This is a genomic window from Euzebyella saccharophila (assembly GCF_014855495.1).
GTDB lineage: Bacteria > Bacteroidota > Bacteroidia > Flavobacteriales > Flavobacteriaceae > Euzebyella > Euzebyella saccharophila.
In genome coordinates, this window is record NZ_JACYFJ010000001.1 from 885,371 (window position 1) to 910,043 (window position 24,673).

The 24,673-nt window shown below is 38.9% G+C and carries 25 protein-coding genes; 18 read left to right on the top strand and 7 right to left on the bottom strand.

What is annotated here, in order from left to right:
• Nucleotides 1-22: 22 nt before the first annotated feature.
• Both IL355_RS03620 and IL355_RS03625 read right to left on the bottom strand, forming a co-directional pair.
• Nucleotides 23-1,570, bottom strand: a complete 1,548-nt coding sequence (locus tag IL355_RS03620; protein WP_187456617.1) for an Rne/Rng family ribonuclease — start codon at nt 1,568-1,570, stop codon at nt 23-25.
• 302 nt (nt 1,571-1,872) lie between these two features.
• Entirely contained in the window at nt 1,873-2,163 is a 291-nt protein-coding gene (locus IL355_RS03625; RefSeq protein ID WP_013992739.1) for an HU family DNA-binding protein, read from the bottom strand.
• A gap of 174 nt (nt 2,164-2,337) precedes the next feature.
• On the opposite strand from IL355_RS03625, the gene mutY reads away from it, so the two are divergent.
• From mutY to gldD, 4 genes are all read left to right on the top strand, one after another.
• Entirely contained in the window at nt 2,338-3,384 is a 1,047-nt protein-coding gene (gene mutY / locus IL355_RS03630; RefSeq protein ID WP_192460820.1) for an A/G-specific adenine glycosylase, read from the top strand.
• Between the two features lie 20 nt (nt 3,385-3,404).
• Nucleotides 3,405-3,875 (top strand): single-stranded DNA-binding protein, encoded by a 471-nt coding sequence (locus IL355_RS03635; RefSeq protein ID WP_192460821.1) that lies wholly within the window; start codon nt 3,405-3,407, stop codon nt 3,873-3,875.
• Between the two features lie 124 nt (nt 3,876-3,999).
• Nucleotides 4,000-5,322, top strand: coding sequence for a gliding motility-associated protein GldE (locus tag IL355_RS03640; protein WP_192460822.1), 1,323 nt, complete (start codon nt 4,000-4,002; stop codon nt 5,320-5,322).
• Nucleotides 5,323-5,408: 86 nt separating this feature from the next.
• Nucleotides 5,409-5,930 (top strand): gliding motility lipoprotein GldD, encoded by a 522-nt coding sequence (gene gldD, locus IL355_RS03645; RefSeq protein WP_192461340.1) that lies wholly within the window; start codon nt 5,409-5,411, stop codon nt 5,928-5,930.
• 4 nt (nt 5,931-5,934) lie between these two features.
• Here the strand turns inward: gldD and IL355_RS03650 are convergent, their stop codons facing one another.
• The 4 genes from IL355_RS03650 to IL355_RS03665 all read right to left on the bottom strand — a co-directional run bounded on the left by IL355_RS03650 (nt 5,935) and on the right by IL355_RS03665 (nt 10,411).
• The gene (locus IL355_RS03650; RefSeq protein WP_192460823.1) at nt 5,935-6,363 is read right to left on the bottom strand and encodes a hypothetical protein; all 429 of its coding nucleotides are present in this window, start codon (nt 6,361-6,363) and stop codon (nt 5,935-5,937) included.
• 98 nt (nt 6,364-6,461) lie between these two features.
• Nucleotides 6,462-6,878, bottom strand: a complete 417-nt coding sequence (locus tag IL355_RS03655; protein WP_192460824.1) for a hypothetical protein — start codon at nt 6,876-6,878, stop codon at nt 6,462-6,464.
• A 114-nt stretch (nt 6,879-6,992) separates the two neighbouring features.
• Nucleotides 6,993-9,065 (bottom strand): M16 family metallopeptidase, encoded by a 2,073-nt coding sequence (locus IL355_RS03660; RefSeq protein WP_192460825.1) that lies wholly within the window; start codon nt 9,063-9,065, stop codon nt 6,993-6,995.
• A gap of 29 nt (nt 9,066-9,094) precedes the next feature.
• A complete protein-coding gene (locus IL355_RS03665; protein WP_192460826.1) occupies nt 9,095-10,411 on the bottom strand; it encodes a M16 family metallopeptidase in 1,317 nt (438 codons plus the stop codon).
• A 170-nt stretch (nt 10,412-10,581) separates the two neighbouring features.
• On the opposite strand from IL355_RS03665, the gene IL355_RS03670 reads away from it, so the two are divergent.
• From IL355_RS03670 to IL355_RS03705, 8 genes are all read left to right on the top strand, one after another.
• Entirely contained in the window at nt 10,582-11,052 is a 471-nt protein-coding gene (locus IL355_RS03670) for a DUF4199 domain-containing protein (protein ID WP_192460827.1), read from the top strand.
• A 186-nt stretch (nt 11,053-11,238) separates the two neighbouring features.
• Nucleotides 11,239-11,925 carry a 50S ribosomal protein L21 gene (gene rplU / locus IL355_RS03675; protein ID WP_192460828.1) on the top strand — a complete coding sequence of 229 codons (687 nt, stop codon included), beginning with the start codon at nt 11,239-11,241 and terminating at the stop codon, nt 11,923-11,925.
• Between the two features lie 67 nt (nt 11,926-11,992).
• On the top strand, nt 11,993-12,253 hold the full coding sequence (gene rpmA, locus IL355_RS03680) for a 50S ribosomal protein L27 (RefSeq protein ID WP_192460829.1): 261 nt from the start codon (nt 11,993-11,995) through the stop codon (nt 12,251-12,253).
• 167 nt (nt 12,254-12,420) lie between these two features.
• Nucleotides 12,421-13,959, top strand: a complete 1,539-nt coding sequence (locus IL355_RS03685; RefSeq protein ID WP_192460830.1) for a tetratricopeptide repeat protein — start codon at nt 12,421-12,423, stop codon at nt 13,957-13,959.
• 156 nt (nt 13,960-14,115) lie between these two features.
• On the top strand, nt 14,116-17,013 hold the full coding sequence (locus IL355_RS03690) for a TonB-dependent receptor (protein WP_192460831.1): 2,898 nt from the start codon (nt 14,116-14,118) through the stop codon (nt 17,011-17,013).
• A gap of 64 nt (nt 17,014-17,077) precedes the next feature.
• Nucleotides 17,078-18,103 carry a phytase gene (locus tag IL355_RS03695; protein WP_192460832.1) on the top strand — a complete coding sequence of 342 codons (1,026 nt, stop codon included), beginning with the start codon at nt 17,078-17,080 and terminating at the stop codon, nt 18,101-18,103.
• 194 nt (nt 18,104-18,297) lie between these two features.
• Nucleotides 18,298-18,465, top strand: a complete 168-nt coding sequence (locus IL355_RS03700; protein ID WP_192460833.1) for a hypothetical protein — start codon at nt 18,298-18,300, stop codon at nt 18,463-18,465.
• Nucleotides 18,466-18,557: 92 nt separating this feature from the next.
• Nucleotides 18,558-19,034, top strand: a complete 477-nt coding sequence (locus IL355_RS03705; RefSeq protein WP_192460834.1) for a GAF domain-containing protein — start codon at nt 18,558-18,560, stop codon at nt 19,032-19,034.
• A 75-nt stretch (nt 19,035-19,109) separates the two neighbouring features.
• On the opposite strand, the gene ahcY is transcribed toward IL355_RS03705, so the two are convergent.
• Nucleotides 19,110-20,426 carry an adenosylhomocysteinase gene (gene ahcY / locus IL355_RS03710; protein ID WP_192460835.1) on the bottom strand — a complete coding sequence of 439 codons (1,317 nt, stop codon included), beginning with the start codon at nt 20,424-20,426 and terminating at the stop codon, nt 19,110-19,112.
• Between the two features lie 84 nt (nt 20,427-20,510).
• Between ahcY and IL355_RS03715 the strand changes: the two genes are divergently transcribed.
• The 6 genes from IL355_RS03715 (at nt 20,511) to IL355_RS03740 (ending at nt 24,653) form a co-directional block, all read left to right on the top strand.
• On the top strand, nt 20,511-21,143 hold the full coding sequence (locus IL355_RS03715; RefSeq protein WP_192460836.1) for a 4'-phosphopantetheinyl transferase family protein: 633 nt from the start codon (nt 20,511-20,513) through the stop codon (nt 21,141-21,143).
• A 37-nt stretch (nt 21,144-21,180) separates the two neighbouring features.
• On the top strand, nt 21,181-21,441 hold the full coding sequence (locus IL355_RS03720; RefSeq protein WP_192460837.1) for a thiamine-binding protein: 261 nt from the start codon (nt 21,181-21,183) through the stop codon (nt 21,439-21,441).
• Nucleotides 21,425-22,063, top strand: a complete 639-nt coding sequence (pnuC, locus tag IL355_RS03725; protein ID WP_192460838.1) for a nicotinamide riboside transporter PnuC — start codon at nt 21,425-21,427, stop codon at nt 22,061-22,063. Before IL355_RS03720 ends, pnuC begins: the two co-directional genes overlap by 17 nt.
• Nucleotides 22,018-22,581 (top strand): AAA family ATPase, encoded by a 564-nt coding sequence (locus IL355_RS03730; RefSeq protein ID WP_192460839.1) that lies wholly within the window; start codon nt 22,018-22,020, stop codon nt 22,579-22,581. The genes pnuC and IL355_RS03730 overlap by 46 nt, the downstream gene beginning before the upstream one ends.
• Nucleotides 22,581-24,122: a DUF4301 family protein gene (locus IL355_RS03735; protein WP_192460840.1), complete on the top strand. Its 1,542-nt coding sequence runs from the start codon at nt 22,581-22,583 to the stop codon at nt 24,120-24,122. The genes IL355_RS03730 and IL355_RS03735 overlap by 1 nt, the downstream gene beginning before the upstream one ends.
• 222 nt (nt 24,123-24,344) lie before the next feature.
• Nucleotides 24,345-24,653: a hypothetical protein gene (locus IL355_RS03740; protein ID WP_192460841.1), complete on the top strand. Its 309-nt coding sequence runs from the start codon at nt 24,345-24,347 to the stop codon at nt 24,651-24,653.
• Nucleotides 24,654-24,673: the final 20 nt, after the last annotated feature.

A 24,673-nucleotide genomic window follows, 5' to 3' on the forward strand; every position in this document is an offset into this window, starting at 1 on the left:
GGAAGCCGCTTGCAATAATTCTTTAATATATGGTTTTACCGTCTTTATCCTTAAAACGGTATTCTAGATACGTATACGCATCCCTAGGTTGTATTTTGATCCATTTTTTATGTTCCAAGAACCATTTGGAACGTATGGACGGAAAACCTTTGGTAATATAGGCTGCAATGAAAGGGTGGATATTTAATGTAATACCATTGTCCTTTTTGGGTCCCTTTAAAAGCTTTTCCAAATCGGCATTGATCTTATCGATCAAAACAATAGGAGCTTCTATCTCCTTGCCGCTGCCGTTAGGGTTTTCCTCGGTTGTTTTTATATTCATTTCGGGTCTTACCCGCTGTCTGGTAATCTGTACAAGTCCAAATTTACTGGGCGGAAGTATTTTATGCTTTGCCCTATCGTCTTTCATTTCATCTCTAAGATGGTCATATAGCTTTCTGCGGTTGGGGGCCTTTACCATGTCTATAAAATCTACCACGATAATACCGCCCATATCCCTAAGCCTTAACTGTCTTGCAATTTCGGACGCCGCCAAAAGGTTCACCTCCAATGCAGTTTCCTCTTGGTTTTTAGCTTTATTGGATCGGTTACCACTGTTCACGTCTATTACGTGAAGGGCTTCCGTATGCTCTATGATTAGGTATGCGCCCTTGCTCATGCTCGCAGTACGGCCAAAAGAAGTCTTAATTTGGCGCTCTATACCATACTTTTCGAATATAGGAACGTTGGAATTGTAAAGTTTAACGATTGATTCTTTTCCAGGAGCTATTTCTTGAACGTAGTCCTGAATTTTGTCATAAAGCCCTTCGTCATCTACGTGAATACCCGTAAAGGTATCGTTAAAGATGTCCCTAAGAATGGAAGAAGCTCTATTAAGCTCTACCAATACTTTGGAAGGTGTAGGTGCTTTATACATTTTTTTACACATTGTTGACCATTTGGCCAACAGGTTTTCTAGATCTTTGTCAAGTTCCGCTACTTTTTTACCTTCTGCAACTGTTCTTATAATTACCCCGAATCCCTTTGGTTTAATGCTTTTTACTAATCTTTTTAACCGGTCTTTCTCTTCGTTACTCGCAATTTTTTGCGACACGGAAACACGGTCTGAAAAAGGCACCATAACCAAATAGCGCCCAGCAATGGAAAGTTCTGAACTTATTCTTGGTCCTTTGGTGGAAATGGGTTCTTTTACGATTTGAACCAAAATGGATTGGTTGGCTTTAACAACATCTGTTATTACGCCATTTTTGTCTATATCCTTTTCAAATTTAAAATTGCCAAGGTTATAGTCTTTCAGTTTGCCGGTACTCACCAATTTAATGAACTTGAGCAAGGAGGATAATTGGGGCCCTAGGTCGTGATAGTGCAAAAAAGCATCCTTTTCATACCCTACGTTGACAAATGCGGCATTTAAGCCGGTTACGGGCTTCCTGATCTTGGCGAGAAATATATCGCCAACGGAAAAATTATTATTGTCTTCCTCTTTGTGCAGTTCAGTGAGCTTACCGTCCTTTAATAAGGCAAAATCAACGGCATCGGAACTAGATCTTACGATTAATTCTCTATTCACCTGAATGTATTTGTATTCCGAAAAATATATCCGGAATCGATTAAACAATGATTGAAACGGATTTTTTTGAAGTATGTATCCGCCGAAATTCTTTTTGAATCTCTATGTCAAAGAACGTGGGAAGAAAAATAATGGATTTAGCATAAAAAGGGCTGAAATTATCAGCCCTTTTTACCAACCCTTACGGTTTATTTCTTCTTGTGTCGGTTGGCTCTCCTACGCTTCTTGCGCTTGTGGGTAGCCACCTTATGTCTCTTTCTTTTCTTACCGCTCGGCATAAATTTTTATTTAAATGATTACTATTATTTAACCTGTACGTTACTTTTAACACCTTCTACAAAAACCTTAGCTGGTTTAAATGCCGGAATATTATGTGCCGGAATTTTGATAGTGGTATTTTTACTGATGTTCCTTCCGGTTTTTTCAGCTCTTGTTTTAATGATAAAACTACCAAAGCCACGCAAGTAAACATTATCACCGCCCTCAAGAGAAGACTTTACCTCTTCCATAAAACTCTCTACAGTCGCCTGAACATCTCCTTTTTCAATTCCCAGTTTGTCTGAGATTTTTGATACAATTTCTGCTTTCGTCATTTGTCGTGTTAAATTTTCAGTATAAATTTTTTGGGATGCAAATATATAAATTAAATTCATTTCCAACTGCTAACGAACTAATTTTAAGTCGTTCAACCTTACATTTACCAATTATCCCGTTCTGTTTATAGCTTTGGCATATAAACCCTTACTTTTGGCTCCGATTTTTTTGAAATGAATTTTGCTGAAGAAATACTCAATTGGTACCATATAAATAAACGAGACCTACCTTGGAGGACAACCACGGATCCTTATAAAATATGGCTGTCCGAAATTATGTTGCAACAGACCCGGGTAGCGCAGGGAATGCCTTATTACCATGCATTTGTAGAAAGCTTTCCTACCGTTGCGGATTTGGCAGATGCACCTGAGGAGAAAGTTATGAAACTTTGGCAAGGTCTGGGGTATTATTCTCGGGCTAGAAACCTCCACGCTACCGCCAAAAAAGTGGCCTATAAGTTAAATGGTCAGTTTCCGGATACCTACAAAGGGCTTTTGGGCTTAAAGGGGGTAGGGGATTACACCGCTAGTGCCATTGCATCCATAAGTTTTGGTAGGCCAGAACCTGTGGTAGACGGGAATGTTTATAGAGTATTGTCAAGGTTCTTTGGTGTTGATACACCTATTAATAGCACTCAAGGAGTCAAGTATTTTAAAGAATTGGCAAGGGAGGTTATGCATTCTTCTGAAATTAGGGACTATAACCAAGGTATCATGGAGTTTGGGGCAGTGCAATGCACGCCGCAGAATCCCAATTGTATGTTCTGTCCCCTAAGTGAAAGTTGTCAAGCTTTAAAGACGAATAGGGTTAAGGAACTTCCGGTTAAAATCAAAAAGACAAAAATAAAGCATCTTCATTTTAATTACTTGGTTCCTGTTTCACCTTCAGGCGCAACCCATCTTAGACAACGAACATCCAAAGGTATATGGCGCAATTTATGGGAATTTCCATTGTTGGAATCGGAAAAGGAGCCGACTCTATCAGAAATTGAAGCACAGTTAGATAAGTTCCCTGTTATTACTAAAGTGCGTACTGTTTTTCGTTTTAATGAAACACCTATTGTGCATAAACTATCGCATAGGCATCTGCACACCGTTTTTTGGATTGTTAAGTTAAAAGATGAATTAAAAGATGGGATTTCCTTTTCAAAAGCCGAAGAATTTGCCGTTCCGGTTTTGATCGCGGAGTTCTTGAAAACGTTTAAAAATTCGTACTTTTGACCATTAAACTTTAAGAGAATATGAGTGGTACATTGAATAAAGTAATGTTGATAGGGCATTTGGGAGATGAAGTTAAAATGCACTATTTTGAAGGAGGCGGATGCATAGGAAGGTTCCCCATTGCTACCAATGAAACCTACACTAATAAACAAACCGGGGAGCGTGTTACCAATACAGATTGGCATAACGTGGTGGTAAGGAACAAGGCTGCAGAAATCTGTGAGAAATACCTAAGCAAAGGCGACAAGGTCTATGTTGAGGGTAGATTAAAGAATCGCCAATGGCAAGGTGAGGATGGCAATACCAGATACTCCACGGAGATTCAAGTACAGGATTTTACTTTTTTGACTACCAAAAAGGAAAGTATGGCCAATAACCAGCAGAATGGTGGTGGAAACTCACAAGCTGCTGCCCAATCAAGTCAAAAACCTGCACAGGCCAGTCAGCCAAGCCATTCGGTAAGTGAACCTGAGGACGATCTGCCTTTCTAAACGGGAAAAATTTTTCCTGATAAACAAGGCTTTTGGTTTCTAAGGGATTTTAAATAATTTAGTTTTTAGTACAACCAAAATAATTATTGGGATTATACCTCGTTTTATCATAAAACTCTAGCTGTTGGACCCTGACCCTTTTAGTGCGCTTTCCATATTTTTAGTCTCTGGTGGTGCGTTTGCTTTCCAAATTGCCATATTGGTACTATTGCTGATTTGTTCGGCTCTTATCTCTGGTGCGGAGGTGGCATTCTTTGGACTTTCCGCTACGGATGTTAAGGATATTGCGGATAAAAAATCTGTTAAAGGAGATATTATTGTAAGGCTGTTGGATAGGCCAAAAAAGCTTTTGGCCACCATACTTATTGCCAACAATGCCATAAACATTGGGGTTGTATTATTGTTTAGCGATATTGGAGAAACTCTTTTTTCAAATATAGAGCTGGAGTGGCTACGCTTTGTACTGGAGGTGGTCGTAGCTACCTTCTTAATATTGATGTTCGGTGAAATTTTACCTAAGGTATACGCCAACAGAAACAGGGTGGCTTTTGCCCATTTTATGTCCTACCCCTTAAAAGTGCTGGATGTTTTGTTTTCCCCTTTGAGTTTGCCCATGCGTTCCGGTACCCTCTTTCTTTATAATAGACTGGGAAAGCAACGTTCCAATTTAAGCGTGGACCATTTATCACAGGCATTGGAACTAACGGATGAGGGAGATACCACCAAAGAGGAACAGAAGATACTGGAAGGAATAGTTTCCTTCGGAAATACAGATACCAAACAAGTAATGTGTCCTCGAATTGACATTTTTGCTCTTAGTGAGGATATGAAGTTTCCTGAGGTCATGGCAGAGATTAAAAAGCATGGCTATTCCAGGATTCCCGTATTTTCTGAGAATATGGATAATGTAAGTGGTGTTCTTTATGTAAAAGACCTATTGCCATATATCGATAGGAAAACATTTAATTGGGCAAGTCTGATTAGGGAGCCGTTTTTTGTTCCCGAAAACAAGAAACTTGACGATTTGCTTTTGGAATTTCAGGAGAAGAAAAACCATTTGGCCATTGTAGTCGATGAATACGGGGGGACCTCTGGTATCGTAACCTTAGAAGATATTATTGAAGAAATAGTAGGCGATATAACCGATGAGTTTGACGATGAAGACCTTGTGTTTTCCAAATTGGATGATTACAATTTTGTATTTGATGGTAAAACAGCCTTAAGGGATTTCTATAGGGTAACCAAACTTATGGATGAAGATGAATTTGAGGAAAAAAAGGGCGAAGCGGAAACTGTTGCAGGTTTTGTATTGGAAATAGCCGGAAGCTTTCCTAAAAGAGGAGAGAAAATTCATTTTAATGACCATGTCTTTGTGGTAGAGAGTATGGACAAAAAAAGGCTAAAACAAATTAAGGTGACCCTGCCACAGCCTGAAATATCTAACTAAATTTTAGTGCCTTGAACAATTTAAACAGATATAAGAAGTCATTGATAGGAAAAATTGGAGGTTTTTCGGCTCTCATTTTATTGGTAATGGTTTGCCTTCTAGGCTGTAAAGAAGATGTGTTGCCAAAACCAAAAGCTGAACTGCGCCTGGAATACTCAAAACCGGTGGTAGCGGGTGTGGAGACGGAAAAATTCACTTTTCAATATAATGATTTAGCTCAATTAAAGCGGGACAAAAACAATTCCTTGATTTTGAGATACCCAGAGATGAAAGGGGAAATTTTTATCAATTATAAGGAAGTGGGGGGTAATTTGGAGAAATTACTTTCCGATGCCCAAAAGTTTAGTTATGAGCATTCTGTTAAGGCAGATGGAATTTTAGAGCAACCCTTCATAAACGAAGATGCCAAAGTGTATGGTATGTTTTATGAAGTGAGTGGTGATGCCGCCTCACAGGCACAGTTTTATGTAACCGATAGTACCCGGCATTTTGTAACGGGATCGCTTTATTTTTATACCAAGCCCAATTATGACTCCATTTATCCTGCAGCTGTGTATTTAAGAAAGGATATTAGGGCTATTATGGAAACGCTTAAATGGAAGGAATAAATAGTTAATTGCCCAATACTCTTTCCGCTTGGGAAATGCTAAGTTCAATTTCCTCTTTTAATAAGGCCACTTTTTTCTCTTCCTCCAAGAGCCATCTTTTCTTTTTCTCCGTTAGTTCTTTGCCTTTCATCATTTCATCGGCTTCAAACCTTTTTCCAAAGTTTGCCATCCAGCTCATCATGGACTTGTTTGCCAACTTTAAATCACTAATGGCATTTTCATACTTTTCTTTTTTATAGGAAGCATTAGCCTTGGTCTGTAATTGGTTGATCAGTTTGGAAAGTTTGGGCATTTCATCCATAACTTCATCATGCTGCGCCATGACCTGCTGCATTTTGGTCACTTCTTTTTCTTGTCCCCTAGAAATCGTTCCGGAAAGGATAAGAAAACATACTGCCAAGCATCTAGTAATAAACTTAGTATTGAATTCCATAGGTATAGATTAAAAACCAAGTCTAAATTAGATAGACTTCTGTAAGTTTGGGCTTAAACTTCTTTGAAAGACGGATAAACTCGATTAAGAATGTTTGTTTATTCAGATTTTCCCAGTAATTGTTGGGCGTTTGAAATGCTGGAATTGATTTGTTCCTTTAAATCCTTCACCTTTTTCTCCTCTTCATTGAGCCATTCCTGTTTTTGATCCGTAAGCTCCTTTCCTTTTAAAATTTCATCGGGATCAAATCTGTTACCAAAGTTTTGCATCCAATCCATCATTGATTTATGTGCCGCTTGTAAGTCTTTTCGAGCTTCTCTATATTGTAAGCCTATCTCCGTACTATCGTTTTCTTTGGAATTTAATTCACCAACAAGTGTACCCAATTTGCTCATCTTTGGCATAACTTCATCATGAATCGCCATTACTTCTTGCATTTGGGTTTGTTCTTTTTCTTCTTTGCATGAGGAAAAGAGTAGAATAGGAGCAATAAGTACGAAAAGCAGTTTTCTCATGTTTCTTTAAGTTTAATGCAAATATACGGCAAAGGTGTTTTCCTAAAGTTTGTAATATGAAAAAACGGACCCGACAATCATCAAGTCCGTTTTTGTAAATAGTTGGAATGTGCCTTATTCAAAGTCCGCATCAGTAACGCCTTCGTTCACTTTTATCTCAGTTATCTTGAAATCAAAACTTTGAGGACCAACAGTCTGGGACAATGAGTGTGGATATTGAATGCCTGAAACTTCTTTGTAGTCTTGGTAAGTAATGGTGCTGACAATAGTTTGCCCGCCCATTTTGGCAGTATTAACTTCTTGAAGTTTTAAACCGCTCTCTTGGTCATAAAAAATGGTCTTTTCTTCACTTATTTTAAGTTTGTAGGCCTTTTTCCCTTCAATGGTTTCCAGACCTTCCAAAGTAATGTTTTCGGAACTTAAATAACCAAGTTCTGGAAAAGGAGTTGCCTCTTCTTTTACTTTGGCAATTTCCTCTGCGGACATGTCCTTTCTCTGCCCCTGCATAACAACGAATCCTGTTTCGCCATTGAATTTTTGAAGACTCATGGAATTTCCCGCCACTTGTAAATCTTGCATGAACTGATTTTTATCGGTCTTTTTCATGTGCAAGTTCAATTTCATACCCTGCATTTCGGCCTCGGCCAACAATGCAATAGAATGAATGTCTTCTAATTTGTCCTTTCCACCAATAGCTTCTAAATAGGAGTTAAGAATATCATTAACGCTAACATCTGTAGGAACTTGGGTACTATAATCTGGCTTAGGCACGTTATTGGCCTCTTTGTCAAAATAGCTTACAGGTAGTGGTTTGCCTTTGTAGGTGGCTCTCTCCAAGTTTTCCAACACTTCGCTACCTTTTCCTGTAATTACAATTCTAAGGTTAGAGGGCTTAAAATATTTTTGGGCTGCTTTTTGTACATCTTCCACCGTTATGGCACTTATTTTTTCCAAATACGTTTGATAAAAGTCCTTAGGAAGGTTTTCCGTTTTTATATCAAGGGCGTATTCGGCTATTGTTGCTGGGTCTTCCAATGCCATTACAAATCTTCCTATGTATTTGGCTTTGGTGTTTTTTAGTTCTTCTTCGGATACCGGCTCGGTTCGTATTCTATCTATTTCCTTAAGTATTTCTACCATAGCACTGTCTGTTACGGCATTTCTAACACTTGCCGTTGCCCTAAATCTAGATGGTACATGTTTATCATATCCAATACCGGAATAAGAACCGTAGGTATAGGCCTTGTCTTCCCTCAGGTTTAGAAAAAGCCTTCCTTCCCCACCTCCGCCGAGTATTTCATTAGCCAAAAGGGCTGCCAAATAGTCTGGGTCATTCTTTTTTAGGTTAACTAGATTTTCAACCGTAATTTCCGATTGCACGGCATTTGGCATATCAATGAAATTGATTTGTGTGTAAAGCGCATCAGAGGGTCTTGAAAACTGAAAAGACAACGGGGAGGATTTTGTCCAAGGTGTAAATTTTTCTTCCACCAATTGTTGTACCTGTTCAAACTCAACATCGCCCACAACTACCAAATAAGCATTGGCGGGAACAAAATTGTTATTGTAGAATTTAATGACATCTGCCAGTTTAATGTTCTCTACGCTTTCTGGAGTTACAAATTCCCCATAGGGGTGTTTTTTAGTATAGGCCAGGGCCATCGAGACTCTTCTGGCTATCGCAGGAACATTTTTATCTTCGGCTTTAAGTCCGGTAAGTAATTTTTGTTTTTCCTTATCAAATTCCTCTTGTGTAAAGTTAGGATTGATGGCTGCGTCTGCCATTAGTTCTAGAATCCGGTCAAAATACTTTGAAAGAGAAGAAGCAAAGGCACTTTGGGAACCAAAGTTGATGCGCGCTCCCAGGAAATCTACCTCCTCATTAAATTCATCCTTGGGAATGTTTTTGGATCCTTTACCCAAAAGGGATGCCATTAAAGAGGACACTCCGGCTTTGTCGCCTTCCAGAACTGGTGGGTTGTCAATTCGCAATTGAATGGATACTCGGGGAAGTTTGTGATTTTCAACCACCAGAACTTCCAATCCATTCTTGAGTTCGAAACCTTTGGGTTCTTCCAGGTTTATTTCTGGAGCAGGGCCCGGTTTTGGCATTATACTACGATCTATCTGGGCGTGAAGGCACACCGTAAAAAGAATGAAGGTGAGTGTTATATATTTTTTCAACATGGGAATAATTATTAAGTTTTACCGTGTGATTAGTTTGCCTGTGCGTCCTTGGGGAGATAATCTATGATTACACGTTGGTTGGGCCGCAAATATTTGTTGGCCACCTCTTTGATTTCTTCCCGTGTAATGGAACGGTAAATTTCTATTTCTTTATTGATCAGTTCTGTGTCCCCATAGAGCAGATGGTATCTTGCAAGTGAATTGGCAATCCCTGCTACACTGGAATTGGAGTTCACAAATTGATTTTCAAACTTGTTCAATAATTTCTGGTGATCTCTCTCGCTAATCAGTTCATTACGGACTTTTGCCACTTCTTCTTCCATCTCCTCCAATAATACTTCTCCAGAGGTTTCACCAACAGGTAAGGCAAATACCAGATACATACCATAATCTTCCTGAGAAATATTGAAAGCCCCTACTTGCAGTGCTTGCTTTTGGTCATCAACAATTTTTTTGTAGAGTTTAGAACTTTGTCCGTCACTCAAGTACGTAGAGATCATTTCCAATACATAGGCATCTCTTTCCTTGAATCCGGGAGTTCTGTAGGAAAGGACATAAGCCGGAATTTGGATGTTGGGATCGTAGGCCTGAATTCTTCTTTCTGTAGTTATTGGGTCTTCTTTAGGATAGTTCCTTGTTACCGGTGCCCCTTTTGGGATAGGGCCAAAATAGGAAGATACCCATTTCTTTGTTTGTGTCACATCTATATTTCCGGCAATGACCAGTACTGCATTGTTAGGCACATAATACTTTTCGTTATAGGCTTTTACATCCTCAAGAGTGGCGGCGTCCAAGTCTTCCATGTATCCAATGTTAGGGTCTTTGTAGGGATGTTTACTAAAGAGCTCTTTTCCAACGACTGTTAAAAGTTGGCCATAGGGCCGGTTATTATACCTAAGTCGCTTCTCTTCTTTAACGACCTCTTGCTGGGTATCTACCCCAGTTTGATCGATTACTGGATGCAACATTCGTTCAGACTCCAGCCACAATCCAAGTTCTAGATTGTTGGATGGGAAAACCTCGTAATAATAGGTTCTGTCTTGGGTAGTGTTGGCATTATTTTGTCCCCCATTGGATGAAACGATTTCAAACCACTTGCCGCGCTCAATATTCTTGGTGCCTTCAAAAAGTAAGTGTTCAAAAAAGTGGGCAAAGCCTGTGCGGCCTTCCGTACGGTCTTTGCCCCCTACATGATACATTACCGAAGTTGTAACTACAGGGGCAGATTCATCGTTATGGAGTATGACGTGAAGCCCGTTATCAAGGTCGTATTCTTCATACATAACTTCTTGGGCTCCCAAATGAACTCCAAATAAGAACAAAAGGGGAAAAAGAGAATTTTTCATGGTCATATAATGTGTTTAGATGTTTATTGGTTGCATCCTGCTAGATAAAGTTACAACATGAAGTTTTTTTGTGGGAATTTTACTGTACAATTTTGAATTTAACAGGAATTAGTAAAATTATATGGCTGATATTCATTAATTTAAAAGAATGAATCTTAAAACTAAAGAATATGAAACAGTTTACTTTGCCTATTCGATTTGGAGTTGCCACTAGTGGCTGTCTTATTGCCTACTTCTTGATTCTATCCCTATTTAACCTGCATACCAATGTCTTTTTTAGTTTGTTCAATGGCGTAATTACCGGTTTTGGTATTTATGAAGCCATAAAATATTACAAGATGGAGGTGCGCAATGGTTTTGATTACGGTAAAGGTTTCACTGCGGGGTTGGTTACCGGTTTTGTTGCTACCTTAATTTTCACCTTGTTTTTTGCCCTGTACGCTACGGAAATCAATGCATTGTTTTTACAAGAATTGACTACGGTATGGTTCAATGATTTTAAAAACTTTGAAGGAATTGTCTTTTTTACTGTCGCAATTATGGGCTTTGCTACCAGTTTGGTATTGACCTTATCTTTTATGCAGTTATTCAAGACTAGCAACAACATAAGTAAAAAGCCAATTTCTACGGGTGTCAATTAATTGAAAATTAATAAAATGGGGGGCTTTTGCCCCTTTTTTAGTTTTAGAACGTTTGGTTTACGGTTTAAAGGAATTATTCGTCCTTCAAAAACTTGAGGATTGTGTTGTACATTAAGGATTTAGACGTATATTTGCATCCGCTTATTGAAAAATGAGCATAATTTAAAAACTAATATATACACAATTATGTACGCAATCGTAGAGATGGCAGGGCAGCAATTTAAAGTTGCAAAAGACCAAAAAGTGTATGTGCACCGTTTACAGGAAGAAGAAGGCAAAAAAGTTGTTTTTGACAATGTACTTCTTTTGGCAGACGGATCGGACATTACTGTAGGCGCCCCGGCTATAGACGGCGCAGCTGTTGAGGCTAAAGTCGTTAAGCACTTAAAAGGTGACAAAGTAATCGTTTTTAAGAAAAAGAGACGTAAAGGTTACAAAAAGAAAAATGGTCATAGACAATCTTTGACCGAGATTGTAATTGAGAGTATTGTATCCAAAGGTGCTAAGAAAGCAGCCAAGAAGGAAGAGCCTAAAAAGGCGGCTAAGCCAGAAGCAGCTGGTAAAGATGCCAGTGTTGATGTTTCTGTAGCCTCAAAACCTAAGAAGGCAGCTCCAAAAAAATCTGCAAAGGCAGATGATTTGAAGAAGATTGAAGGAATTGGTCCTAAGATTGCTGAGACATTGGCAGCGGCAGGTATTGATACTTTTGCGGAATTGGCAAAGACCGATGCTGCTAAAGTAGCGGAAATCATTGCAGATGTACGTGGTAACCACGTGACCGATACTTGGCCTGCCCAAGCTAAACTTGCTGCCGAAGGTAAGTGGGATGAGCTTAAGAAATGGCAAGATGAATTGGACGGAGGTAAGGCCTAAGTCCATTTTTATAAAATTTAATTAATCCAGTGCAGGACGTGTCTTGCACGACTAAAAGTTTCATATCATGGCACACAAAAAAGGTGTAGGTAGTTCTAAGAACGGTAGGGAATCAGAATCGAAACGCTTGGGCGTTAAGATTTTTGGTGGCCAGGCCGCTATTGCCGGAAATATCATCGTTAGACAACGTGGTACAAAACATAATCCAGGTGAGAATGTGTACCTAGGCAAAGACCACACTTTACATGCCCAAAAAGATGGTATTGTAAAGTTTGAAAAGAAAGCGGGAGGAAAGTCTTTTGTTTCTATAGAGCCTTTCGAAGCGTAATCAAAATTTCAAAAAATTCTAAGCCCTGTCCTTATTAAAGGATGGGGCTTTTTGTTTTTGGTACGTGCGTTAATATAATATTTAGTTAATGTAAGGAAATGGTATAAGGAATATCTTGTACTCTTTTTACAGCGATTATGAGATTCTTTTTTTCGGTTTGCTTAGTTATGGCTTTTGCTCTCGGAGTAGAAGGTTGGTCCCAAGAACAAAACAATTTAGATCGCACATTTAACCAGCTCAATCAAAGCCTAAAGCAAGCTCAGAACGGTGGAGATAAACGAATCATAATTAAGGCCCGTCTACAATTGGGCTATTTTTGTGAGGACAATGGCGTTTATACGGAAGCTCTTGATCAATACAATAAAGCCCTTCTTCTAATCAGTACAAATGAGACGGATTCTATCTATTTAGGTACTCTTGATAGAATTGGGGGCGTACACATGCTTCTTAAAAACTATGACACGGCTATTGGCTATTTTGAAAAGTCCAAAAACATTGCTGAAAATACAGGGCATGATTATTTGTTAGGCGTTTCCTATAGCGGTTTAGGGGATTGCTATGAAAAGAAAGGTAATTACATCATGGCATTGGAGTATCAAAACAAATGTTTGGAGGTTTTTGAGAGGTTACAAAACACCAAGGGTCTCACCTTGGTATATGAGAGCTTGGGAAGTATTTATGAGGATTTACAGGATTATGAAAAGGCAAAATTTTTCTTTGAGAAAGCATACCACTTAAATGGAGCACTCAAGAATAACAAATCAGCCAATATTTTAAATAATCTGGGGGATGTATTTAGAAAAACAGGTGATTACTCCCAAGGAATAAAGTATACGAAAGAATCACTTTCCATTGCCCAATTGCTGGGAGACAGGGAGGAAGAGGCAAGTGCCTATAAGGATTTGGCAAAGGCCTATGACTTAGCCAATAAGCCTAAGATGGCTTTTGCTTCCCTAGCTTCTTTTGTTGCTATTGATGAAGAGAATGAAAAGCTCTACAGGGCAAATCAAGCTAGTGCCCTGCAAAATATTTATGATACCCGAGAAAAAGAATTGCGTATAAAACAGCTACTACATGATGGCGAAATAAATAGATTTCAAAAGTGGTTATTAGCGGCCTGTGTAATCATCTGTTTGGTATTGACTACTTTTTGGTTTCTATATATGAGGCGAAAAAGACGTGAGATTTTAAGGTTACAAACCTATGAGAAACGCCTATTAAAATCAGAATTGGAACGTAAGCAAATCGAGGAAGAGAACCTGCAGAGAGAAGTACAGATAAAAAACTCTGCCTTATCTAGATATAGTTTGCAGTTGGCGCAAAAAAACAAGATGCTTTCCAATCTATCCTTAAGTCTTAAAAACAGTCTAGATCGTACTAATTTGGATCTAAAAAGAAAGTTGAAAAATGTGGTAAAGGATATAGAAACAAATCTTACGCAAGAACAGGAGTGGGATGAGTTTTTAGCTTTTTTTAAGGAAATTCATCCCCAGTTTATTAAAAAATTGAACGATGAAGCTTTATCTGTATTATCCCCTGCGGAACTTAGACTGGGAATGTTATTAAAATTGAATCTCTCCTCCAAAGAAATTGCATCTATCCTACATCTTACCCCAGACAGTGTTAGGGTAGCCAGGTATAGATTAAGAAAAAAATTACTCATAGATTCCAAAGAAGAATTAAGCACTTACTTAACACGTTTATAGGTCATTTGTATGCTTATTGTTATTACAATGTAAATTTATCTTAATTGTTGCCTTGATGTTTCCTATAAAAATTGCATTGTTTCCTTTTTGTTTCCATTTAAAAAACATCGTATCTATTTGATATACATAATTTTGGATTCGTAAAACCAATCAAATATGAATTCTAGAATTACAATTAAAATGATACTGCAATTGGTATTTGTTGCCTTTTGTAGCCTTCCTATTTTGGCTCAAAACGGGAACCTTACGGGTACAATTACAGATGAAAGTGGAATATCCGTTCCCGGCGCCAATGTGGTTATTTCAGAACTAAAAAAGGGCGCTATTTCTGATTTTGATGGAAACTTTTCATTGGTAGACATTCCTGCGGGAAGTTATACCGTCAACATAAGTTATCTGGGATATTCCGATGTGGACAGGCAAGTTACCATAGAGGAAAATAAGACAGTTTCGGTTTCCATTTTTATAACCCCAAAAACTATGGAGTTGGATGGGGTTGAGGTGTTGGGATATGGCCTAGGCAGTCAATCTAGGGCTTTGAATACCCAAAAGAACAACATGAACATTACCAATGTGGTTTCAACGGACCAAATTGGTAAATTTCCCGATGCCAATATTGGGGATGCCGTAAAACGAATCCCCGGTATAACCATGCAAGTAGATCAGGGAGAGGCAAGAAATATCATAGTTCGTGGACTATCGCCCCAATTGAATTCGGTAACCCTTAACGGTAGCAGAATCCCATCCGCCGAAGGCGATAATAGAAATGTACAGATGGATTTGATTCCTTCTGATATGATCCAGACGATTGAAGTAAATAAAGCGGTAACCCCGGATATGGATGCTGATGCCATGGGTGGGTCCGTAAACCTTATTACCAGAACGGCACCAAGGGGCTTTAGGGTTTCCGCAACGGCCGGTTCAGGAATCAATTTTATAACGGATAAACCTATTTGGAACGGTTCCGTGTTGGTTGGGGACCGCACTGAGAATGGTAAGTTTGGATGGATGGTTTCGGCTACCATGAATGATAATGATTTTGGCTCCGATAATATTGAAGCCGAGTGGACTGATGAGTTTGAGTATAATACTGGAGTACAAGATGAAGAGGGTGAAGATATATTGGAAGAGGTTGATGTAAATCCTTATCCAAATGTTTTTGAGAATAGGACGTATTTAGTGCAGCGTGTGCGTAGGAGTTTTGCAGCTAATATGGATTACCGTATCAATGCTAATCATAATATTTACCTAAAATCAATGTACAATTGGCGTGACGATAGGGAAAATCGTTTTAGATTAGAGCATGAAATATTGGATGGGGAAGATATTTCGGTAGATGATTTTACTATTACCAATGGGTATCCTAGCCGTTTTCCGGTAGAGGTTAAAAGACAATCCAAGGGAGGCGTTAATAGCAGCCGTAACCAAAACCGAAGACTGGAAGATCAACGGATGCAAAATTACAGCTTGGGCGGTGATCATCTTTTTGGTAAGCTTAAGTTCAATTGGATGGGTTCTTATGCCAAGGCTTCAGAGGAGCGTTTAGATGAACGTTATGCAGAATTTGAATCGGAATATAGTATCAATAACGGTACGGATGCAGAGTTCCCAATTTTTACTCCGGTAAACGCGGAAGATACCGCCCCGGCAAATTTTGAGTACAGTGATATCAGTAATGAAAATCAATATACAGAGGAGGAGGATATTAATTTCTTTGCCAATTTTGAATTGCCTGCAGATTTCTTTGGCAAAGGAGAAGGAAGTGTCAAATTTGGTGCGAGAGGCAGATTCAAGTCCAAAATAAGAAACAATGATTATTTTGAGTTTGATTTTGAAGATGAATTTTCTACCATGGATTTGGTTCCGGTAACGGATATTACGGATAAAAACTTCTTGGCAGGGAGTCAATATCAGGCCGGTTTATTCGCTAGTGAAGACTGGTTAGGAAACTTGAATTTAAGTCCATCCTTGGGCGAAGATAAGCCAGAGGAATATGCCTCAGGAAACTTTGATGTGCAAGAAGATGTGTTGGCAGCCTACGCAATGTTCAATCAAAATTTATCGGATAAGCTTAGTTTACTTGCTGGTGTTAGAATTGAAAATACCTCTTTATCCTCTAAGGGCAAGCGAGTGAATTTTATTGAGGAAGATGAGGATGCCGGTATTGAAGAAGGTATTGAAATCGAAGACGTTGAAGCCAATAACTCATATACCAATCTGTTACCGGGCGTTCATTTTAAATTTGACGCTACGGACAATACGGTCCTTAGGTTTGCTTGGACCAACACATTGGCTAGGCCTAATTACGTAGACTTGATCCCACGTGAGGAATTTGTTAATGAAGATGACGAAATATACCTAGGTAATCCAGACCTTGAGCCCACTACCTCAATGAATTTTGACCTAATGGCGGAGCATTATTTTAGTAATGTGGGAATACTTTCAGGAGGTTTGTTTTACAAGAATATCAATGATTTTATATATACCTACCAATTTGAAACTACATCCAATGAATTTGGATCAGGTACCGAAGGCTATGAGGTTTACCAGCCCTTAAACGGTGATAATGCTTCGGTTTTTGGAGCAGAAGTATCTTTGCAAAGACAGTTGGATTTTCTTCCGGGCTTTTTAAGAAATATGAGTGTTTATCTCAACTATACTTATTTGACGTCTAGTGCAGATGGCATTAGAAATGAGGATGGTGATGAAAGGGATGATTTAGATTTGCCCAACACTGCGCCCAATATGTTCAATGGTTCCATTGGTTATGCCGATAAGAAATTTAGCGCAAGATTGTCCGCCAATTTTTCCGATGCTTACATAGATGAAATAGGAGGTAACGCCTTTGAAGATAGATATTACGATCAACAATTCTTCCTTGATTTCAATGCCAGTTATGCTATTACCGATAACCTAAGGATTTATGCCGATCTTAATAATATTACCAACCAACCGCTCCGCTATTACCAAGGAGTAAGTGGGCGTACCATGCAGGCAGAATATTACAGTCTTAGAGGAACCTTAGGTATTAAATATGATTTGTTCAAGAAATAAGATGAAAGTGATAGATAGAATAAATAGGGTAAAAATGCTTGTTAGAATAGTTATAAAATATCAAATGGATAAAATTTTAAATAAAGCGCTTTTTGGTTGCCTATTACTGGCCTTCGCCTGTAAAACGGGAAGTAAATTGCCCCCTATAGCGCCGGATGTAATTACGGAAAAAACTATTAATGATACGGATGATCCTGCTATTTGGGTAAACCCTAAGGACGCTAGTAAAAGTATTGTCTTTGGTACCGATAAAGAGACCAACGGAGGTGTCTATGCTTTTGACCTTGAAGGGAAAATCATAACGGACAAATCTATTACCGGCATTAAAAGGCCCAATAATGTAGATTTGGTTTACGGTTTGCAACTAAATGATTCCGTGAAAACGGATATCATCGCATTTACAGAAAGGGAAAGAAACCAGATACGCTTGTTTTCTGTACCCGATATGAAACCCTTGGATAATGGCGGTTACCCCGTTTTTTCTGATGAAACTGATACGGAATTGAAGTTGCCTATGGGCATAGCTTTGTACAAATCGCCTCAAGATGGAACCGTATATGCAATTGTTGGTCGTAAATCCGGGCCTTCCGAAGGTTATTTGTACCAATATAAATTAAATCCAGATTCTTCAGGGTCCGTTAATGCAGAGTTGGTGAGGAAGTTTGGCAATTTTAGCGAAAAAAAGGAGATAGAGGCAATCGCCGTAGACCATGAAATGGGTTATATCTATTATTCAGATGAGCAACACTGCATTAGAAAATATTATGCAGAACCATCCAAAGGTGATCAAGAGCTTTCTTGCTTTGGGGGGGGATATTTTAAAAGTGATATTGAAGGTATTGCTATTGCCACCTATGAAAACGGTGAGGGGTATTTAATCGTTTCTAACCAACAGCAGGGAGAATTCAATATCTTTTCCAGACAAGATAATTCGTTCGTGAAGGCAGTAAACTTAAGCACCTTGGAAACGGATGGATGCGATGTAGTAACCGTACCATTGAACAGTACTTTTTCGAGCGGACTTTTCGTTGCCATGAACGACGAAAAGAACTTTTTCTTCTATAATTTGGAAAAGTTGGGCTTGAAGTAAGTTTCATATTTTTTTTAGTACACACCTGTAAAAGGCTCTTTTAAATGTTAAAAGAGCCTTTTTTTGATGTTAAAAACACTCGTTGTGTACACTCATTTTATGTAAATTTGTAGTCCGCTTCTTTTTCTTTTTAAAAAGAAAGCTTCCCCCATGTAACTCATTATCAAGGAAGTTAGATTAAACATTAATAAGTTATGGCCAAGATTGAGATAAAAGGTACTCCTGAAAAACTAGAGAGAGTATCCATTTTTTTAAAGACAAATAGTATTGAGCATACCATTATTGATGACTACGGAAATCACTCTAAAGAAGACTCTGAGAAGTATAAGGCCCTAATGAGAAAATACAATCATGTAGGGTAATTTGAATCCTATTATTTGAATAGTAACTATCGGAGTTAGATTGCTTTCAATCTTATAGAGCAAATTCAATTCATTATTCCAATCATATTTATATGAGTTTAACAAACACCGCCCTACTAGAAGAAATCCATAATGATATAAATGATGATAATCCCAATTGGGATAAAATTCTAAAGGATATCATCTCCTATTTTGATTGCTCAACAGGCACTTTGCATTTTCTGGAAGAAGGAAGTGATTTATTGAAATTGAAATCTCAAGTGGGTATTCCTCCATTCTTGATTCCTAAGTTAGAAACGATTCCTATAGGAAAAGGAATGGCTGGGATTGCAGCGGAAAGGAAACAGCCGGTAGAGATGTGCAATCTACAGACCGATAATTCTGGGGTAGCACGCCCTGCGGCAAAGGAAACAAAAGTAGAAGGTTCCCTTGCGGCTCCTTTACTTTTAAACGGAAATTTATATGGTACGGTGGGAGTAGCGAAACCAACCTCTTATGACTTTACGGAAGATGAAAAAAACGCCATTATGGCTATAGGAGAGGTAATTTGTAAGAAGATTGTTGAATAACGAACTCTAAAATATAGAAAAAGCAAAGTCCTTGCATTCTCAAGGGCTTTGCTTTTATACAAAATTACTTAAATGTTAATATCTGTAATACTCCGGTTTAAACGGACCTTCAACAGTAACACCAATATACTCCGCTTGTTCGGTATTTAGCTCTGTTAGTTCGGCGCCCAAACGAGAAAGGTGAAGTGCGGCCACTTTTTCATCTAAATGCTTCGGTAACATATACACCTCGTTTTCATACTTGTCACTATGGTTCCAAAGTTCTATTTGTGCCAAGGTTTGGTTAGTAAAGGAATTACTCATTACAAAACTTGGGTGACCCGTGGCACAGCCAAGGTTGACCAATCTACCTTCCGCAAGTACAATAACATCCTTATCATTTATCGTATACTTATCAACCTGAGGTTTGATTTCATCCTTAGTGCTTCCGTGGTTGGAATTCAACCAAGCCATGTCAATTTCATTGTCAAAATGCCCAATATTGCAAACAATGGCCTTGTCTTTCATCGCCTCAAAATGCTCACCCCTGATGATATCCTTGTTTCCGGTGGTAGTGATAACCACATCGGCATTACCAACAACGGTTTCCAGTTTTTTCACTTCGTAACCGTCCATACATGCCTGAAGTGCACAGATAGGATCAATTTCCGTAACTGTAACAATGGAACCGGCCCCTCTAAAGGAGGCTGCCGTACCTTTACCAACATCTCCGTAGCCACAAACAACTACTCTTTTACCGGCAAGCATGGTATCTGTAGCCCTTCTAATAGCGTCAACGGCACTTTCACGACAACCGTATTTATTATCGAATTTAGACTTGGTAACTGAATCGTTCACGTTGATAGCAGGCATTGGCAGTGTTCCTTTTTTCATGCGTTCGTACAGACGGTGAACTCCCGTAGTGGTTTCCTCAGAAAGACCTTTTACGTCTTTTGCCAATTCCGGATACTTGTCCAATACCATATTGGTAAGATCGCCCCCATCATCCAAAATCATGTTCAAGGGCTTTCTTTCTTCACCAAAGAAAAGGGTCTGCTCAATACACCAATCAAATTCTTCTTCGTTCATTCCCTTCCAAGCATAAACAGGAATACCGGCAGCGGCAATAGCGGCGGCGGCATGGTCTTGGGTAGAGAAAATGTTACAGGAGCTCCAAGTAACATCGGCACCAAGGGCTACCAAGGTTTCAATAAGAACGGCTGTTTGTATGGTCATGTGAAGGCAGCCGGCAATTCGGGCGCCTTTTAAAGGTTGTTCTTTTCCGTATTCTTCGCGAAGTGACATTAAACCGGGCATTTCGGCCTCGGCCAATTCAATTTCCTTCCGACCCCAATCGGCCAAAGCAATATCTTTTACTTTATAGGGTAGATAGGCAACAGTTTTCGTATCCATAGTCTTTTTTATTTTTTACTTTCGTAATATGCGGGCATGCCACAATTTTGTGGTCGCAAAGTTAAGAAAAAGGTACCTAAAGTTATGCCTATTTATAAGATACTCAAGGTGAACGCCGCTACCAAGGTCTATATTTGGAAGGTAGAGGAAAGCGAAGAAGCTCTTTCAAAAGGAATAGAGCTTACGGACCACTGCCAAAACCGTATGGACGGTATGAAATCTGAAATGCACAGACGGGCTTTTTTGAGTATCAGGCACCTTATGGCAGAAGCTGGTTATGTTGATGCCGACCTGTTTTATGACGAGTTTGGCAAACCCCACTTAAAAGATGGCAATAAAATTTCAATTACCCATTCGCACAATTTTACAGCCATTGTTATCAGTAGCTCTCATGATGTGGGAATCGACATTGAGATGCAGCGGGAAAAAATTCTGCGTATAGCCCATAAATTCACCCCTATTGAAGAGTACAAGACCATTGCCAATACAGATGCCCTTATTCGAAAGTTGACCATTGTTTGGGGCTGCAAGGAATCACTTTATAAAATTTATGCCGAGCCGGGCCTGAGTTTTATCCATCATATAGATGTGAAAGACTTTATTTTTGATAGTTCTGCCACCACGGCCGAAATATTGTACCAAGGCAACACTTCGCACTATGATATTCGATTTTTAGAATTTGAGGGCTTTACCCTCGTTTATGCCTTGAGAAGATAGGTGTTGGAGCTATATTCCCAAAAACAGATAAACCGTCATGAACATTTCCGTAGAACTTACTTTTTCTCCCCTTCAAGATGATTTTGAAGGGCACATCATCAATTTTATCAAAAAATTGAGGTCTTCTGGTCTAACCGTTTTAGAAAATCCCTTAAGTACCCAAGTCTATGGCGAGTATGATGAGGTGATGAATGTTTTGCAGGTAGAAATTAAGGAAGCTTTTGAGTTAATGGAACGTGGACTTATGTACATGAAGATGGTAAAATCTGACCGAAGCGACTATGAACCACATTTTTGAATGGATATTTTCCCAGTATGACGGTATTCCCGTTCATCTAACAGTACTGGAGTTCATTGGGGTATTCTTTGGATTTTTAAGTGTTTACTATTCCAAAAGGGAAAATATTCTTGTATTTCCTACGGGAATTATAAGTACAGCCATTTTTGTATATATCCTTCTTGTTTACAGTCTGTTGGGCGATATGCTAATCAATGCCTACTATTTTACCATGAGTATCGTAGGTTGGCATGTATGGACGAGAAAAGTTGACGAGACTCATTTTGTACCCATTACTTCTACGACATCCAAAGAAAAAAAGTACAGCTTGTTGTTGTTTCTAGGTACCCTTGTCTTTGTTAGCCTTGTTTACTGGTATTTTGACAAGTTCAATAATTGGACCGCCTATGTGGATACTTTCACAACAGGTATCTTCTTTGTTGGAATGTGGCTTATGGCCAAAAAGAAACTTGAGAATTGGGTATATTGGATCATTGGTGACGTTATTTCTGTGCCTTTATACTGGTATAAGGGACTTATTTTTACGAGTTTGCAGTATTTTCTCTTCACCATAATCGCGATATATGGCTATCTAGCATGGAAGAAAAGCTTAAACAAGAGCCCTCAGACATTATTAAGGTAGTAGTTTTTGGTCCTGAATCGACCGGAAAAACTACCTTGAGCAGAGAATTGGCACAGCACTACAACACGCATTGGGTGCCCGAATATGCCCGTGAATATCTACAGAACAAGTGGGATAGGGAAAAGAAGGTTTGTGAACCGCACGACCTATTACCTATTGCCGAAGGGCAAATGAAAATGGAAAATGACCTTACCAAGAAAGTCACGAATCTTCTTGTTTGCGATACCGATTTATTGGAGACCAAAGTATATTCGGAGGCTTATTATGTAGGTTATTGCGACCCTCTTTTGGAAAAATATGCTTTGGAAAATAGCTACGATTTGTATCTGCTTACATATATAGATGTGCCGTGGGTGGCCGATGATTTGCGTGATAAACCCAATGAGAGAGAGCGAATGTATCAATATTTTAAAGATACCTTAAAGAGGTATGATCGTAATTTCACTATATTGAAAGGCGGTAAAAACGAACGTTTGGCCAAGGCCATAGAACACATAGACCAATTATGGAAGAACTAATGAATTTAACAGCAGACGATTTAAAATTACTTTCGGAAAAGGGGATTTCCGAAGAAAAAGTAAACCAGCAAATAGAAACCTTTAAAGAGGGAATTCCCTTTGTACAATTAGAAAAGGCCGTTACAGCAGGGGAGGGTATCTCCAAGTTTACGGAGGAAGAAGAAAAGAGCTTAATTTCTAAGTTCCAGAAGGAGTCTGCCAAAGGTCTTTCCCTTTTAAAATTTGTTCCTGCTTCCGGGGCGGCATCGCGCATGTTCAAGGCTTTGTTCAACTTTTTGGACAATTATAATCCCTCAGAAGAAAGTCTCGATAGCTATTTTGAGCGTACGGGAGACAAGGCACTAAAAGCTTTTTCCGAAGGAATTACGGATTTTGCTTTTTACAATTTGGTAAAGAAGCGAATTGAAGGTAATGCACAGTCAAAAGATGAAGAGGTTTATCTTTTTGTAAAAGAGATGATGTCTGAAGAGGCATTAAACTATGGTTTTTATCCCAAAGGTCTTTTACCTTTTCATAATTATGGCGACCATACTGCCACCCCATTTGAAGAGCATTTAAAGGAAGCTAGTGAGTATGCCAAGTCTGGGGAAACCGCAGAACTTCATTTTACCATTTCTCCGCAACATGGCGATATGTTCAACAAAGAATTTGAAACGGTAAAAGAAAGGGTTTCTTCGGCTACGGGTACTTCCTATAAGGTTAGTTACTCATATCAGAAGCCTTCTACTGACACCATAGCGGTTGATATGGACAATAATCCATTTAGAAATGCCGATGGAAGCGTGCTTTTTAGACCAGGTGGCCACGGTGCCTTGATCGAAAACTTGAACGAGCAGGATGCGGATATCATTTTCATTAAAAATATCGACAACGTTACGGTTCCAAGATTTGCTTCGGAAATGGCGGATAGTAAAAAGGTGCTGGCCGGAGTATTACTTCAGGTTCAGGAAAAAGCATTCGCTTATGCAAAGAGCTCGGCCGAAGGTCAGAAATCAGCCGAAGAACTTCTTGAGATAAAGTCATTTTTGGAAAATGAGCTTAATGTTCGTCTGGGAGCTGATTTTGACAATCTAGGTTCTGAGGAGCAGCAATCCGTATTAAGTGAAAAGCTAAATAGACCTATTCGTGTTTGCGGAATGGTCAAAAATGAAGGAGAACCGGGTGGTGGACCTTTTTACATCAATGATAGAAAAGGTAATATATCTCTTCAGATTATAGAATCTGCCCAAATCGATACCAGTGATGCCGAGCAGAATAGTATTTTACAGAACGCCACTCATTTTAATCCGGTAGATTTGGTCTGCGGCGTTAAAGATTACCAAGGCAAAAAATACGACCTGATGAAATTTGTAGATCCCAAGCAGGGTTTCATTACGGGCAAAACAAAAGATGGAAAAGAACTTAAGGCTTTGGAACTACCGGGACTTTGGAACGGAGCTATGGCCTTTTGGAATACCATATTTGTAGAGGTGCCTTCAACTACTTTTAATCCGGTAAAAACAGTAAATGATTTATTGAGACCGGCGCATCAGGTGAAATAAACCTCAAAACATTTACTCTATCTTGTAAAAAGTGTGTAAGAATTACACACTTTTTTTGTTTAGTATACACTCGTATCCATAATTCAAATTCTGAAGTATAATTTTAATACGCTGATTTTTAATCAATTATATTGATTTTGAGCAGCTAAACCTATTTGGCACTCTTTTGGTTCTCTACTAAGCGATTATCAAAACAAATAAATTAATTTAACACTCTTACAAATGAAAAATTTAATGTTTGCCGCAGTATTGTCTTTAGGTACAATGACTGCATTCGCTCAAGAAGAAGAAACAACTGTTGAAGAAGTAGCTACTGAACAAGTAGAAGCTGTACAAGATGGTTACGCAGAAATCGCTGCTGAGGAAGTTCCTGCTGCTATTTCTGAAGCTCTAGAGGCTGCTCACCCAGGTGCTACTATCTCTAAAGCTTATATGAACGAAGAAGCTGAATACAAACTAGAAGTTGCTAAAGAAGATGGCGAAACAGCTGAATTGTATGCTGACGCTGAAGGTAACTGGATTGAAAAATAATCCCTCGAACACACAACTGT

Coding starts and splice junctions, on each gene's coding strand:
- IL355_RS03625 (WP_013992739.1), bottom strand. CDS start 2,163: ATGACGAAAGCAGAAATTGTATCAAAAATCTCAGACAAACTGGGAATT.
- mutY (WP_192460820.1), top strand. CDS start 2,338: ATGAATTTTGCTGAAGAAATACTCAATTGGTACCATATAAATAAACGA.
- IL355_RS03635 (WP_192460821.1), top strand. CDS start 3,405: ATGAGTGGTACATTGAATAAAGTAATGTTGATAGGGCATTTGGGAGAT.
- gldD (WP_192461340.1), top strand. CDS start 5,409: ATGGTTTGCCTTCTAGGCTGTAAAGAAGATGTGTTGCCAAAACCAAAA.
- IL355_RS03650 (WP_192460823.1), bottom strand. CDS start 6,363: ATGGAATTCAATACTAAGTTTATTACTAGATGCTTGGCAGTATGTTTT.
- IL355_RS03655 (WP_192460824.1), bottom strand. CDS start 6,878: ATGAGAAAACTGCTTTTCGTACTTATTGCTCCTATTCTACTCTTTTCC.
- IL355_RS03660 (WP_192460825.1), bottom strand. CDS start 9,065: ATGTTGAAAAAATATATAACACTCACCTTCATTCTTTTTACGGTGTGC.
- IL355_RS03665 (WP_192460826.1), bottom strand. CDS start 10,411: ATGAAAAATTCTCTTTTTCCCCTTTTGTTCTTATTTGGAGTTCATTTG.
- IL355_RS03670 (WP_192460827.1), top strand. CDS start 10,582: ATGAAACAGTTTACTTTGCCTATTCGATTTGGAGTTGCCACTAGTGGC.
- rplU (WP_192460828.1), top strand. CDS start 11,239: ATGTACGCAATCGTAGAGATGGCAGGGCAGCAATTTAAAGTTGCAAAA.
- rpmA (WP_192460829.1), top strand. CDS start 11,993: ATGGCACACAAAAAAGGTGTAGGTAGTTCTAAGAACGGTAGGGAATCA.
- IL355_RS03685 (WP_192460830.1), top strand. CDS start 12,421: ATGGCTTTTGCTCTCGGAGTAGAAGGTTGGTCCCAAGAACAAAACAAT.
- IL355_RS03690 (WP_192460831.1), top strand. CDS start 14,116: ATGAATTCTAGAATTACAATTAAAATGATACTGCAATTGGTATTTGTT.
- IL355_RS03695 (WP_192460832.1), top strand. CDS start 17,078: ATGGATAAAATTTTAAATAAAGCGCTTTTTGGTTGCCTATTACTGGCC.
- IL355_RS03700 (WP_192460833.1), top strand. CDS start 18,298: ATGGCCAAGATTGAGATAAAAGGTACTCCTGAAAAACTAGAGAGAGTA.
- IL355_RS03705 (WP_192460834.1), top strand. CDS start 18,558: ATGAGTTTAACAAACACCGCCCTACTAGAAGAAATCCATAATGATATA.
- ahcY (WP_192460835.1), bottom strand. CDS start 20,426: ATGGATACGAAAACTGTTGCCTATCTACCCTATAAAGTAAAAGATATT.
- IL355_RS03715 (WP_192460836.1), top strand. CDS start 20,511: ATGCCTATTTATAAGATACTCAAGGTGAACGCCGCTACCAAGGTCTAT.
- IL355_RS03720 (WP_192460837.1), top strand. CDS start 21,181: ATGAACATTTCCGTAGAACTTACTTTTTCTCCCCTTCAAGATGATTTT.
- pnuC (WP_192460838.1), top strand. CDS start 21,425: ATGAACCACATTTTTGAATGGATATTTTCCCAGTATGACGGTATTCCC.
- IL355_RS03730 (WP_192460839.1), top strand. CDS start 22,018: ATGGAAGAAAAGCTTAAACAAGAGCCCTCAGACATTATTAAGGTAGTA.
- IL355_RS03735 (WP_192460840.1), top strand. CDS start 22,581: ATGAATTTAACAGCAGACGATTTAAAATTACTTTCGGAAAAGGGGATT.
- IL355_RS03740 (WP_192460841.1), top strand. CDS start 24,345: ATGAAAAATTTAATGTTTGCCGCAGTATTGTCTTTAGGTACAATGACT.